The organism is Thiogranum sp. (assembly GCF_058323355.1).
The window spans coordinates 108044-120736 of sequence record NZ_JBTTIO010000062.1 but is presented as its reverse complement, the minus strand read 5'-3'; the positions used below and the strand labels follow the sequence as shown (position 1 = coordinate 120736).

Genomic DNA, 12693 nt, shown 5'->3' with positions numbered 1-12693 from the left:
ACTCAAACAGGGCTCTCTTCTTCCGCGTTTTGCTGCGATGCTCGGCTGCACCGATTCACCGGAAAGCCCCCCGGCCAACCGACACAGGACACTTCGGGGGAGTGTTTGGAAGTGGGGGGTAGATCCTGTCTTCCTCAACAGTGACGAAACCAGCCACCAAAGGGAATCACCCTTTTCCCAATGGTTGCACCAATCCGCTCGATAAAAGAGAATTGACGCGGACATATCAACGAGATTCACCGAAATGGCTGCCAACGCAATAGACGTCGACCCCTATACCTCGCTGTCTGACGAGGACTGCGAAGCGCGCATTGTCGCGGCCAAAAAAGCACTCGGCGAGCGACTGGTGATCCTCGGCCACCACTACCAGCGCGATGAAGTCTTCCGTCACGCCGATTTTTCCGGTGATTCACTCAAGTTATCGCGCCAGGCCGCCAGTTCAAAAGCTGAATACATCGTGTTTTGCGGTGTGCATTTCATGGCCGAAGTCGCGGATATCCTGTCGCGTCCTGACCAGGTTTCCATTCTGCCGGACCTGGCCGCCGGCTGTTCCATGGCCGATATGGCCAACCTCGCCAAGGTGGAACGGGCCTGGGAGGAGCTTTCCTCGGTGCTTGATCCGGACGAAACCATTACCCCGGTGACCTATATCAATTCAGCCGCGGACCTGAAGGCGTTCTGCGGCCGTCACGGTGGTATTGTGTGTACCTCGACCAATGCACGTCATGTGCTGGACTGGTCATTCGCACAGCGTGACAAGGTGCTGTTCTTCCCTGACCAGCACCTGGGCCGCAATACCGGTTACAACATGGGTATCCCGCTCGATGAGATGGTGGTGTGGGATTACGACCAGCCCATGGGTGGCCTGAGCGAACAGCAGATTCGCGATGCAAAGATGATTCTGTGGAAGGGTTTCTGCTCGGTGCACCAGATGTTCGATGTATCGCACATCGAGCGTTTCAAGGCGAAGTACCCGGATGCGAAGATCATCTCTCATCCCGAGTCCAGTTTTGAGGTCTGTCAGGCGTCAGATTATGTTGGCTCCACGGAATTCATTATCAAGACCATCCATGCCTCCGAACCGGATACGCGCTGGTTGGTGGGGACTGAGCTGAATCTTGTCAATCGATTGCACGATGAGTGCAAGGCCGAGGGCAAGTCGGTGCATTTCATGTCGCCGACCGTGTGTATGTGCTCGACCATGTTCCGCATCGATCCGCAACATTTACTGTGGGCGCTGGAAAATCTTGTCGACGGCAACCCGGTCAACCGCATCAGTGTGCCAGCTGAGGAAGCCCTGATGGCGCGTACCGCGCTGCAGCGCATGCTGAAAGTGTCTCCCTGACAGCCCACCAGTTTCACCCTGTAAATCAAGGGTCTCAGTATCCACTGGTTTTTTGGGTGATATGCCCTGAACCGGTAAAGTTTACGGCCCCTGCGCCGTTGTAATCGGTCGTAATCGCCAGTTCTGTTTTCAGTGCTTCCTGTCAGTCTGTTCGATTCTCCTGTACCAATTACAACTCAAGGGTTTTTATTCATGTCGCGTTCTGCCCCGGCACGCCTGCGTGCAACACTTTCTGCTTTACTCATTCTGATTTCCGGCCTTGTGCATGCAACAAACGGCATGAATATGGAAGGCTATGGCCCGGTTTCAACGGCAATGGGTGGTGCTTCAATGGCGTACGACAACGGCACCGCCGCGATGATGAACAACCCTGCCACACTTGGCCTGATGGACGAGGGTGACCGCGCAGAGCTGTTTGTCGGGTTCCTCGGGCCGGATGTCACTGCCAGAGCCGGGACTGTAGAAGCTGACTCAGACGGAACGGCCTATTACATGCCGGCGCTCGGCTGGGTGCGTAAACGCAGCGGAATGACTTTTGGTGTGGGTGTCTATGGTCAGGGCGGTATGGGTACCGAATATGACCAGAAGACCTTTCTGGGGGATCCGGGGCGGATTGGCGCCAGCCTGGAGAACCGCAGTGAGTTGAGTGTCGGTCGGGTTATCGCACCGCTGGCGTGGAACGTCAATGACAGGCTGGTCGTTGGCGGCAGTGCCGACCTGGTGTGGGCCGGGCTGGATCTGCGTATGGCGATGAGTGAGGCGCAGTTCGTCGACCTCGTGACGACACAGACCATTGGCGAGGCCAGCGGCAGCCTGCTGACCGGTTTCGGCGGGTTGTATGAGCCGTTTGGCGCGCCGGCAGGGCCGGGGTCGATCCGTACGCTCAACCATGCCTACTTCGATTTCAGCGACCGCAGTGATTTCACCGGTGAGGCGAAGGCCTACGGCTTTGCCGGCAAGCTCGGTGTTGTCTACCAGGCGACCGGCAAGCTTGCGCTTGGCGCTACCTGGCATTCCAAAACCCGCCTGGGGAACCTCAAGACCAGCGATGCCACATTGTTAATGGGCGTCGAAGTGAATACCGGGGCAGGTTACGCCAATGTGGATATTCCGCTACGCGGCAAAATCAGGGTCGATGACTTCCAGTGGCCGGAAACCTGGGCGGTTGGCCTGAAACTGCAGGCTACACCGGCGTTGATGCTGGTGTTCGACGTCAGGCGGTTGCTGTGGAGGGACGTCATGGAAAACTTCACCATGGAATTTACGGCGGATGCCAGCCAGCCTGACCCGAATGCCGCCGGATTTTCCGGCGCCGATCTTACCGCCACGCTGTACCAGGACTGGGAGAACCAGACGGTCTACCAGATGGGTGGTGCTTACCAGTTCAACACGTCGCTGACGTTGCGTGCCGGCTTTAATTACGCCGCCAATCCGGTGCCGGACGAGTACCTCAATGCACTGTTCCCGGCGATTGCCGAGAATCACCTGACCGCAGGTTTCGGATATCGCTTTGACGATACCCAGTCGATTGATTTTTCTGTAGTCAAGGTATTCCGTAACACGGCCACCAATCCCGGAAACGGTTCCACCCTTCCACCTGTTGAGTCAGCGCACAGCCAGCTGAACTTCCAGTTTCTGTACACCCGCCGCTACTGATACTGGCCGGCCGGACGCTGACGCGGCCGGCCGGTCAATGCTAAACTCCTGCCATTGCACACTTTGACGATGAGGCAGCAATGGCAGGACACAGTAAATGGGCCAATATCCAGCACCGCAAGAAGGCGCAGGACGCCAAGCGCGGCAAGATATTCACCAAACTGATTCGCGAAATTACCGTCGCGGCACGGATGGGCGAGCCGGACCCGGCCTCCAACCCGCGTTTGCGCCTGGCAGTGGACAAGGCGCTCGGTGCCAACATGACCAAGGACACCATCGAGCGCGCGATCAAACGCGGCGCCGGCGCCCAGGACGGCGAGAATTTCGATGAAATCCGTTATGAGGGCTATGGTCCTGGTGGTGTGGCGGTGATTGTCGACTGCCTCACGGACAACCGTAACCGCACCGTGTCCGAAGTCCGCCATGCCTTCACCAAGGCGGGCGGCAATCTCGGCACCAGTGGTTCCGTGGCTTTCCAGTTTTCCCAGACCGGGATTCTGAGCTATCCCCCGGGTAGCGATGAGGACGCCATTATGGAAGCGGCGCTGGAAGCGGGCGCCGATGATGTGCTGACCAACGACGATGGTTCCATCGATGTGCTGACCGCCCCGGAAGAATTCGTCAGCGTCAAGGAAGCCATGATTGCCGCCGGTTTTGAGCCGGAGCAGGCAGAAGTCACCCTGCGCGCCGGGAACACCACAGCGCTGGACGCGAAGGATGCAGAAAAAATGATTCGCATGCTGGACGTACTGGAAGAACTGGACGACGTGCAGAACGTCTATTCCAACGCCGATATTTCCGACGAAATCCTCGCGGAGTTATAGGTTCTGCGCACCACGACCCGCATCCTCGGCATCGACCCCGGCTCACGGCTGATGGGTTACGGCCTGATCGACAGTGACGGGCGCAAGGCCAGTTACATCGCCAGTGGCTGCCTGAAGGTGACCGGCAACAGCCTGCCCGACAAGCTCGGGCTGATCTTCCACGAACTCAGTGAATTGTTGCAGGCTTATGCGCCGCAGCAACTGGCGATTGAAAACGTGTTCATGCACCGCAATGCCGACTCGGCGCTGAAACTGGGGCAGGCGCGTGGTGCGGCAATTTGTGCGGCGGTCAATCGTGCGCTGCCGGTCGCCGAATACGCCCCGCGTGAAATCAAGCTGGCCGTGGTGGGCAAGGGCGGTGCCGACAAGGCGCAGGTCCAGCACATGGTGCGTGTATTGCTCAGCCTCAGTGAAACGCCACAGGCTGATGCGGCAGATGCACTGGCGATTGCGCTGTGCCACAGTTACCAGCAGGATGCACTCGATCGGGTGTCCGGTACGACCGGCATGGCCGGTGGGCGGCTGCGATGATCGGATACCTGCACGGTGTACTGCGCGACAAGCAGCCTCCTGCGTTGCTGATCGAAGTACAGGGCGTGGGCTACGAAATCGAAGCCCCGATGACAACCTTTTACGACCTGCCTGCGGTGGGTGAACCGGTTCGCCTCTATACCCATCTTGCCGTGCGTGAAGATGCACACACGCTCTATGGTTTCAGCAAGCTGTCTGACCGTGCCCTGTTCCGCACCCTGATCAAGGTCAACGGCGTTGGCGCCAAACTGGCGCTGACCATTCTTTCCGGTATGGAAGCCAGCCTGTTTGCGACCTGTGTGCAGGCGGGCGATACCGCTTCTCTCGTTAAACTGCCCGGGGTTGGCAAGAAAACCGCCGAACGCCTTGTCGTGGAAATGCGCGACCGGCTGGCGGACTGGGATGTCCCGGGGGCTGCTGTCACGGGTGGAGGCAAGGCGCCGGTGGCCGATGTGCTCAACCCGGTGGAAGAAGCGGTCAGTGCCCTGGTGGCGCTCGGCTACAAGCCCGCGGATGCCAGTCGGATGGTGCGTGCTGTTGATGTTGATGATCTGGGTACAGAAGAAATCATCCGTACCGCCCTTCAGTCCATGGTCAAGTGACGGCCGCAGTGTTCCGCCCTGTACCCGCACCGGGTGAACCGGTATCCTCGTTGGCATGATTGAACCCGATCGCATCGTTACTGCCAGCGCGTCATCCCAGGATGAACTGGTGGATCGTGCCATTCGGCCGAAACAGCTGGCGGACTATGTTGGTCAGCCGCAGGTGACCGAGCAGATGGAGGTCTTTATCGAGGCCGCGCGGCGGCGCGAGGATGCGCTGGATCACGTGCTGATTTTCGGCCCCCCGGGGCTGGGCAAGACCACATTGGCGCACATCATTGCCAACGAGATGGGTGCCAACCTGCGCCACAGTGCCGGCCCGGTACTGGAAAAGCAGGGTGACCTGGCGGCATTGCTGACCAATCTTGAGGCGCACGACGTCCTGTTCATTGATGAAATTCATCGCCTCAGTCCGGTGGTCGAGGAAATCCTCTATCCCGCGATGGAAGACTACCAGCTGGATATCGTGATTGGCGAAGGGCCGGCGGCACGCTCCATCAAGCTCGATCTGCCACCGTTTACGCTGGTCGGCGCAACGACCCGTGCCGGTCTGCTGACTTCGCCGTTACGTGACCGCTTCGGTATTGTGCAGCGACTGGAATTCTACAATGCCACCGACCTGGCAATTATCCTGAAACGGTCCGCGCACATTCTTGGTATCGATATCGATGAGGAAGGCGCGCGGGCACTGGCAACACGTTCGCGCGGTACGCCACGTATTGCCAACCGCCTGTTACGGCGTGTGCGCGACTTTGCCGAGATCAAGGCGCAGGGGAAAGTGACAGCAGAAGTGGTGGAAAACGCCATGGGCATGCTGAAGGTCGATGCGCAGGGTTTCGATAGCCAGGACCGGCGGCTGTTACGCACCATTATCGAAATGTTCGATGGCGGCCCGGTTGGCGTGGAAAACCTGGCAGCTGCCATCGGTGAGGAAAAGGGGACGATCGAAGATGTCCTTGAGCCTTACCTGATTCAGCAGGGCTTTATTATTCGTACCCCTCGCGGCCGTATGGCAACCCGTCATGCCTGGTCGCAACTGGGCCTGAAGCCTCCTGAAGCCGAGGGCGAGACACTGCCGCTGATAGACGATTAGGCGGCTGTAGACAGGCAATTCCGGGTTGTCACACCGTGCTTCAGCGCGCTGAATGGCCGGGATACCGGCCTGCGCCGGTATATGCAAAAGCTCACGGGTTCTTTAATACACGCTTCAGAATCTTCATTACCTTGTCTGCGGTATGCGCATGCGAGGTCAGTTTCCCGCCATAAATGCTGACAACCCGTGGCATGCTGCGATCGTAATGCAGGATTGTGTCCCGTGGCCGGGTGAATGCGCGACCCTCGCCGGCCGGTAACACGCGCAGCCCTGCAAAGGCGTCGATAATATCCGTGAGTTCGAGCTGGCTGCTGAAATAATGGTTGTACACCGTCAGCAGGTAAGACTGCTCCGTTTCCAGCGGATGAACGTCCGCTGGATCGCCCTGGTAAGGGGTTTCGGTTGTGCCGACCAGGATACGGTCTTGCCACGGCATGACGAAAACCGCGCGTTTGTCCTGCGGGGCCTCCAGGTAATAAATGCCCCGTTTCAGTTTTCCCGGTAGCACGATGTGCGTACCCTGCACCAGTTCGATTTCCACGGGTGTCAGGTGTGGCGTGATGCGTTGCAGTAGCTGGTTGACCCAGGGGCCGGTGGCATTTACCACGGCTTTAGCCGTCACCACTTCCTCGCCTGCAGGGCCGTGACAGCGCACCCGGCAATGATCCTGGTGATATTCAGCCTGTTCAAGATTTGTGTTGAATGAAAGGGTTGCGCCCAGTGCCTGTGCATCGGCGAGTATGGCTTTTGTCAGTGCGCGGTCATCGGTCTGTGCATCGAAATAGCGGAACACGGCGAGCAGGTTATGGGTATCCAGTCCGTCCAGATCATTCCATTCACTGGCAGGGACACGGTAGAACCGATGACCGCCAAGCAGGCGGTACAACCACAGACCCGTAGCGATCTTCCAGGCCGGACGCAGGGTGTGGGTGTAAACGGGAAGGTAGAACGGGGTAAGGGTGACCAGTGCTGGCCGCTCGTGCAGCAGGTTACGTTGCTCGCGCAGGCACTGGCGAACCAGGCGGAACTGGCCGGTTTCCAGTTAGCGCAGGCCACCGTGAATGAGCTTTGATGAACGACTCGATGTGCCTCTGGCCGGCTGGTCATACTGTTCTAAAACCCGTACACGGTACCCGCGCCGTGCGGCAACGTGCGCCACCGCGGCGCCGTGTATGCCTGCGCCAGTAATCAGGACATCATAGTCCATGAAGGCAGGCTCGTTCGGCAAGTCGGGGATGTTTCAGCATACGGGTAATATCGCCGGTTTCAATCAGCGCTATACCCTGTTGTGCCCATTTCAGTGCCTGTTCCGGGTCTTTAATGTCGTACAGCATCCAGTACCAGTCCCCGGGCCAGGGTGTTTCCTGCCGGGGAATTTTTCTGTAGTTGCATATCAGGTATTGCGGTTTCAGCTGTTCGGCGTGTTGCTGGTGTTGTTTGTTATATTTGTGGAGTACCCAGCCCAGTTCCAGTGATGACTGCTGGCGGGCAACCTGCAAGGCGCCATAATCAAAGGAGATCAGTACGCATTGATGGTGATGCGGCGTGAGAGTGTCCAGTAGTGTCTGCATCACGATTTCGCGGCCAAAGTATGCAAGGCTTTCTGATTTTATTTCCACCATGGCACGCACATCGGGGTAACGGGATAGCCATGTGAGAACTTCATCGAGCAGAGGGGTTGGCGCAGGTGCGAAGCGTTCGCCGAACCGTTCGGGATAGTGCACGCTGATGCGCTGGCAGGTTCCTGTATCCAGTTCAAAGACGCTGCGAGGATCATTTCCTGTGCGCTGGAAATTGGCATCGTGCAGCAGCACAAAGCGGCCATCGGCACACATTTGCACGTCAAACTCCAGCCAGCAGGCGCCAGCGCTGACTGCCGCCTGCAAGGCCGGCCAGCTGTTTTCCGGGTATTGCGTCATGTCGCCACGATGGCCAACCAGTTGCGGGATTCCATCAGCGGTCATCGACGTCCTCCAGCTGCCGTTGTATTTGTTCTGCAAAACGCTGGTAACGGTTGTGCAGTGGCGTATCCGGCCGAGGCTCAAAACGGGGCAGGTCATCTGTTGTCAGCCATTCGTCAGGACGTCCCGCAGCCAGCCAGGCAATACCCCGCGCGCTGGCTTCAGTATCATCGCAGCGTTCGACTGGCAGGCCGCTGAGGTTGGCAAGTTTCTGGCAAAGCCCATCGAGCTGTGACAGCCCGCCGCTGACCCGCAAGCGCTCGATGATTGACTGGCGGCTCATACGTTCCAGGTTGCATTGCAACAGAAAGATGATGCTTTCGATGACGGCAACAGCACGTTCAGCATCGCTCCAGGGTTCACCGTCCGGTACAAAACCCGCTGTACCGGCGGTACGCCACCAGGGAGAGCCGAGGCCGCCGACGGTATTTACGAACAGTGGCGGACTCGTCACCTGTTCCAGCCAGTCAGGCAGGTGCGTGGACAGGTTATCCAGATCGTATTGTGCCCTGAGCCATTGCAGTGCGCTGCCGGCGCCGTTTACGGTGCCTTCGAGCAACCACTCGGCACCTTGTGCATCACTGACGGACAGACTGCGCAGGAGTTCCGGTATATCGCCTCCGGGCTGTTGCGGGGCCAGGATAAAGGCGCCACTGCCGAGGTTGATCAGGGCGCAACAGGCTGTGTGCATACCGCTGCCATGCCAGGCGGCATTCTGGTCGCCGGCTACAGCGGTGATCGGTATGTCATGGTCGGCAAGTGTGCCATAGCCACTCATGACCGGCTGGCACGTTGGCAGAATATCAATGGGAACCGCGAACCAGTCGGCCAGTTGGTGTGACCAGTCGAGGTGGCCAACATCCAGCAACTGCATGCGTTGCGCATTACTGTGGTCGATGACATGCCCGCTGCCAGTGAGGTGGGTCAGCAGAAAACTGGCCAGCGGGCCGAGGTGCAGTCCGGGTTCGTCCACCAGCAGCTGGTGCAGCCAGTGCAGTTTGCTCGCCCCGTAATGGGCTGACAGTGGCAGGCCGGAGCGTTCGCGGATGTCTGCAGCGTGGGTCTGCAAAGCGGTGACAAGCGGGGCCCCACGGGTGTCCTGCCAGCTGATGGCGGCAGACAAGGGTGCGCCATTCGATTGCCATGCCAACACAGTGGAGCGCTGGGTAGCCAGGCCGCAGGCGCGGACATTCCTGCGTTCTCCGGGGGCCAGGGCGTGGAGGGTCTGCGTAATCGCATTCTGAACCGAGTCAATAATTTCCTCCGGATCCTGTTCTGCGTGGTTTGGCCTGGGCCGCCTGAGCGAGACAGGTACAAGGTGACTGGCAATCCTTTGGCCGTTTGCATCAAACAGCAATGCGCGGCTGGCGTGTGTCCCCTGATCGATGGCGAGCAGATAGTCCATAACCTCAAAGATAACCCCAATGGCTTGAAGGAAGAAGGGGCAAGGCGTACAAAGCAGGTCAGCGATGTCATCAGGAGTCTGAATTGGCCGGAAACTTTGAATTACATCCGCGTCTGGCGGAAGACTGTATTCCAGTGGGACGTTTACCGCTCAGCCTGCTGTTATTACTGAACGATGCGCGTTATCCCTGGTTTGTGCTGGTTCCCGCCTGTGCGGGTATTACCGAAGTGTTCGAGCTTGATGAAGCGGACCAGCAGCAATTGTGGCGCGAATCGGCACAGCTTTCCCGTTACCTGAAAGAAATCTGCGTCGCGGACAAGATCAATATCGGTGCCCTGGGTAACCTGGTGCCGCAACTGCATGTTCATCATATCGCGCGCTTTGCCGGTGATCCTGCCTGGCCTGGCCCGGTGTGGGGGCATAGCTCAGCCGTTCCGTATGAACAGACTGATTTGCAGCAACGGCTGGATTCCGTGCGTGACTGGTTCGGGGGTGAATTGAATAAGGCAATGCGCAAGCAGGAATAAAGAGATCATCTGATTAATCCGTCATACCGGCGCAGGCCGGTATCCAGCGCATTGAAGTTACTGGATTCCGGCCTGCGCCGGTATGACGGAAAGAATCAGTCGGAGGTTTGTCAGGGGATATTCTTCAGCTTCAGTTCCTCGCTGGAAGCCTTGATAAAGCCGTGGCTGGCATAGATGTTCTGTGCGGCATTGCTGGCCAGATAATCCAGGAAGGTTCTGGCATTTGCCGGGTTGCGGCCCTTGTTGAGTGTGCCGATGGCATAACCAACCTTGTCCTGTTTATTGTAGGGTGCAGGGATAGCTACGCCGTCAACCTTGCGGCCTTCTTTCTTTGCATGGACAACCTCGGTCGTCCATACAATACCGACATCGGCCTTTCCGTTCTCGATGCGATGAGGTGTCTCGCGGTGGTGGCGTGAAGTAAACCAGGTTTTCCCTGGCACGGCCCAGCAGCTTTTACACATGGCATTGCCGGTTACTTTCTCATACAGACCGAGATCCTTGAGCATTTCGGAGCCGTAGAACTTGAAGATACCTTCGGTCAACGGGTTGGGGTGTGATTGCACCAGGTCATCGCGGCCGAGATCTTTCGGGCCCCTGATCTTTTTCGGGTTGCCTTCGGCTACCATCAACTCCAGTTTGTTGTGGGTATAGATGATGTATTTATCCATCATGTTTTTGCCGTGCAGTTTTTTGAGATGCCCCAGGTTAACGCTGGCAAAAAGATCCGGGTTTTGTGCTGTGTTGGTTCCGTTGATCTGCCCCTGCTTGAGGAGCTGCTGTTTAAGTATCTGGCCCGGCGGGATGGTTTCCACGTAGACAGTCTTGATGTTGGGGTGCTTTTTCTGGAAATCATTGATCAGGTCTTCCATGACCATGAACTGGTTGCCGGCCAGGTACATCACAAGGTCAGCGGTGTATGAGTCACCGATTTTCCCGTAGTCGATTTTACCGTTGCTGTGGAAGGTGCGGTAGTCATGCCCGAGGCCGGCGTCTTCGGCGGCCTGCGGGGTGAAGGGTGCCAGCAACAGGGCTGGCAGTAGTGTCAGGGCAAAACGCAGCCCTACGGTGAAGTTTTTCATGTGTGCTCCTCGGTGGTTTGTTTGTTGTGATCCTTGACTTGTCCTCAGTGGATGGTGGCGGGTGGCAAAATATTCCCGTTGCTTCGACAGGCGAACCGCCTGAAAGCTGCTATGCTTTTTTTCAGGGCGCATACAGGACGCTCGATTGAAGCGGATATGGGAGGAAAGGCTATGGCTGTACTGGATCGTGAAGTGACGTTTCCCTATGCACCGGAAGGCTGGTCACAGGAGGGGGCGCTTGAAATCGCCCGGCAGGAGGGTCTGGAATTGAGCGAAGACCACTGGGAGGAGCTGAATGCCTTGCAGGAGTACTACAATCGCAAGGATTCCCCGCGCATCAGTGTGCGTGAACTGCATGATGCACTGGACGAACGTTTTCATGAGAAGGGCGGCATCAAGTACCTGTACGAGTTGTTCCCCGGTGGGCCGGTTGCCCAGGGGTGTCGGCTGGCCGGGCTTGAGCCGCCGCCCGGTGCCATTGACCGGGGTTTCGGCAGCGTCGTCTGATCTGTCAGCGCGAGCTGTTCGCTGCGCCTGATACGCTGTGGACAAGTGCTCTCAGAAAACCCAGGTACTCGGGCTGGTCCCACTCTCGCCCCCCGAGTGCCTGGTAGCGCACCTGCCCCTGTGGATCGACCAGATAGGTTGCAGGCAGACCGCGGGGTTTCCAGACTTCGGTCACCTCCCCGTCCTTGTCCATTAACGTTGTCATATCCGGTGCAACACCCGCCAGAAAGCTGAAAACGGTGTCTTCGTCTTCAGCGGTATTCACCAGCTGGATCTTCAGTGCCTCGTCTTTCATCAGCCTGGCCATTCGCTGGATGGCAGGCATTTCCTTGCGGCAAGGGCCGCACCAGCTGGCCCAGAAGTGCAGAAACACCCACTGCCCGCGTCCGCTGGACAAGGTGTCGCGGTTGCCGTCCATGTCGGCCAGTTCAAAGTCAGGCGCCGGACCGATGTTATACACACGGACGCCGGCAGGCGGTTTGATCTCACCGCTGTCTGCGCCGGCGGGAAGTGCGAGCAGCAGGGTCAGCAGTACAGGCAGGATAAGATGCATCAGGAAATATTCTCCACGCAGCGCAGGTTGTCGTAATCGAGTTTTACGGTCGGGCCTTTTTTGTCTTTGCCCGTGGCAAATTCGGCGTGCAGATGGATCGGCCCTTTTACGCGGGGCAGGATAATGTTGCCGCCTTCACTTTCTCCCGGCTGGTAATCCAGACGTTCCGGCAACAGTGTCCAGCGGAATGTTGAGCGGTGCGCCGGGCGCATGCCCATATCTTTCCACTTTTTCAGCCAGAAGTTGCGGTGATAACGCTGCACAGGCTTGCCGTTGGCGGTAAACGTCCAGTTGGCCAGTTCCAGCCATACGACATCCTTGCCGGTATTGGTGACGCGCACGGTGATAAAGCACTGTTCATGCAGGGGCTTGATCATCTCGTCCGGGAAGCCTCGTGCCTCGTAGAAAGCGCTCATCTGGTCTGGTGTGCGGGGTTTGAATTCCAGCTCGACAGGCGCCGTGCCGGCGGCATTTACCGGCAGGCCGGAAAGGGCGAGCAGGCCGGTCAGCAGCAGTGCAGCGTGTTGTTTCATGCGGCGCATACTACCTGAAAACACCGCTGGTATTTCAAATTTGCCGGCCTTTCACCGACAATACACACTTATTC

The 12693-nt window shown here is 58.0% G+C and carries 13 protein-coding genes and 1 pseudogene; 8 read left to right on the top strand and 6 right to left on the bottom strand.

The features are described 5' to 3' along the window. Positions 1–244 precede the first annotated feature (244 nt). The 6 genes from nadA to ruvB all read left to right on the top strand — a co-directional run bounded on the left by nadA (position 245) and on the right by ruvB (position 6051). Complete coding sequence (gene nadA, locus ACW81B_RS09780; RefSeq protein WP_491580036.1) at positions 245–1345, top strand: quinolinate synthase NadA; 1101 nt, start codon at positions 245–247, stop codon at positions 1343–1345. A 192-nt stretch (positions 1346–1537) separates the two neighbouring features. Next, the gene (locus ACW81B_RS09775) at positions 1538–3001 is read left to right on the top strand and encodes an OmpP1/FadL family transporter (protein WP_491580035.1); all 1464 of its coding nucleotides are present in this window, start codon (positions 1538–1540) and stop codon (positions 2999–3001) included. A gap of 80 nt (positions 3002–3081) precedes the next feature. After that, entirely contained in the window at positions 3082–3825 is a 744-nt protein-coding gene (locus tag ACW81B_RS09770; RefSeq protein ID WP_491580034.1) for a YebC/PmpR family DNA-binding transcriptional regulator, read from the top strand. Between the two features lie 3 nt (positions 3826–3828). Next, positions 3829–4356 carry a crossover junction endodeoxyribonuclease RuvC gene (ruvC, locus tag ACW81B_RS09765; protein ID WP_491580040.1) on the top strand — a complete coding sequence of 176 codons (528 nt, stop codon included), beginning with the start codon at positions 3829–3831 and terminating at the stop codon, positions 4354–4356. Further along, a complete protein-coding gene (gene ruvA / locus ACW81B_RS09760) occupies positions 4353–4958 on the top strand; it encodes a Holliday junction branch migration protein RuvA (protein WP_491580033.1) in 606 nt (201 codons plus the stop codon). Before ruvC ends, ruvA begins: the two co-directional genes overlap by 4 nt. Positions 4959–5013: 55 nt before the next feature. Next, the gene (ruvB, locus tag ACW81B_RS09755) at positions 5014–6051 is read left to right on the top strand and encodes a Holliday junction branch migration DNA helicase RuvB (protein ID WP_491580032.1); all 1038 of its coding nucleotides are present in this window, start codon (positions 5014–5016) and stop codon (positions 6049–6051) included. 91 nt (positions 6052–6142) lie between these two features. Here ruvB and ACW81B_RS09750 read toward each other — a convergent pair. From ACW81B_RS09750 to ACW81B_RS09740, 3 genes and pseudogenes are all read right to left on the bottom strand, one after another. Next, positions 6143–7258, bottom strand: a pseudogene (locus tag ACW81B_RS09750) (glycerol-3-phosphate dehydrogenase/oxidase). Continuing rightward, on the bottom strand, positions 7248–8015 hold the full coding sequence (locus ACW81B_RS09745; protein ID WP_491580031.1) for a glycerophosphodiester phosphodiesterase family protein: 768 nt from the start codon (positions 8013–8015) through the stop codon (positions 7248–7250). The pseudogene ACW81B_RS09750 and the gene ACW81B_RS09745 overlap by 11 nt, the downstream one beginning before the upstream one ends. Next, a complete protein-coding gene (locus tag ACW81B_RS09740; protein ID WP_491580030.1) occupies positions 8005–9417 on the bottom strand; it encodes an FGGY family carbohydrate kinase in 1413 nt (470 codons plus the stop codon). Before ACW81B_RS09740 ends, ACW81B_RS09745 begins: the two co-directional genes overlap by 11 nt. 134 nt (positions 9418–9551) lie before the next feature. Between ACW81B_RS09740 and ACW81B_RS09735 the strand changes: the two genes are divergently transcribed. Then, a complete protein-coding gene (locus tag ACW81B_RS09735) occupies positions 9552–9944 on the top strand; it encodes an HIT domain-containing protein (protein ID WP_491580029.1) in 393 nt (130 codons plus the stop codon). A 110-nt stretch (positions 9945–10054) separates the two neighbouring features. Here the strand turns inward: ACW81B_RS09735 and ACW81B_RS09730 are convergent, their stop codons facing one another. Continuing rightward, on the bottom strand, positions 10055–11026 hold the full coding sequence (locus ACW81B_RS09730) for a molybdate ABC transporter substrate-binding protein (protein WP_491580028.1): 972 nt from the start codon (positions 11024–11026) through the stop codon (positions 10055–10057). 171 nt (positions 11027–11197) lie between these two features. On the opposite strand from ACW81B_RS09730, the gene ACW81B_RS09725 reads away from it, so the two are divergent. Next, positions 11198–11533, top strand: coding sequence for a TusE/DsrC/DsvC family sulfur relay protein (locus ACW81B_RS09725; protein WP_491580027.1), 336 nt, complete (start codon positions 11198–11200; stop codon positions 11531–11533). Positions 11534–11537: 4 nt separating this feature from the next. Here the strand turns inward: ACW81B_RS09725 and ACW81B_RS09720 are convergent, their stop codons facing one another. Both ACW81B_RS09720 and ACW81B_RS09715 read right to left on the bottom strand, forming a co-directional pair. Then, positions 11538–12086 carry a TlpA family protein disulfide reductase gene (locus tag ACW81B_RS09720; RefSeq protein WP_491580026.1) on the bottom strand — a complete coding sequence of 183 codons (549 nt, stop codon included), beginning with the start codon at positions 12084–12086 and terminating at the stop codon, positions 11538–11540. Next, entirely contained in the window at positions 12086–12619 is a 534-nt protein-coding gene (locus ACW81B_RS09715; protein ID WP_491580025.1) for a hypothetical protein, read from the bottom strand. Before ACW81B_RS09715 ends, ACW81B_RS09720 begins: the two co-directional genes overlap by 1 nt. Positions 12620–12693: the final 74 nt, after the last annotated feature.

Coding starts and splice junctions, on each gene's coding strand:
- ACW81B_RS09775 (WP_491580035.1), top strand. CDS start 1,538: ATGTCGCGTTCTGCCCCGGCACGCCTGCGTGCAACACTTTCTGCTTTA.
- ACW81B_RS09725 (WP_491580027.1), top strand. CDS start 11,198: ATGGCTGTACTGGATCGTGAAGTGACGTTTCCCTATGCACCGGAAGGC.
- ACW81B_RS09720 (WP_491580026.1), bottom strand. CDS start 12,086: ATGCATCTTATCCTGCCTGTACTGCTGACCCTGCTGCTCGCACTTCCC.
- nadA (WP_491580036.1), top strand. CDS start 245: ATGGCTGCCAACGCAATAGACGTCGACCCCTATACCTCGCTGTCTGAC.
- ACW81B_RS09715 (WP_491580025.1), bottom strand. CDS start 12,619: ATGAAACAACACGCTGCACTGCTGCTGACCGGCCTGCTCGCCCTTTCC.
- ACW81B_RS09745 (WP_491580031.1), bottom strand. CDS start 8,015: ATGACCGCTGATGGAATCCCGCAACTGGTTGGCCATCGTGGCGACATG.
- ACW81B_RS09730 (WP_491580028.1), bottom strand. CDS start 11,026: ATGAAAAACTTCACCGTAGGGCTGCGTTTTGCCCTGACACTACTGCCA.
- ruvA (WP_491580033.1), top strand. CDS start 4,353: ATGATCGGATACCTGCACGGTGTACTGCGCGACAAGCAGCCTCCTGCG.
- ruvB (WP_491580032.1), top strand. CDS start 5,014: ATGATTGAACCCGATCGCATCGTTACTGCCAGCGCGTCATCCCAGGAT.
- ACW81B_RS09740 (WP_491580030.1), bottom strand. CDS start 9,417: ATGGACTATCTGCTCGCCATCGATCAGGGGACACACGCCAGCCGCGCA.
- ACW81B_RS09770 (WP_491580034.1), top strand. CDS start 3,082: ATGGCAGGACACAGTAAATGGGCCAATATCCAGCACCGCAAGAAGGCG.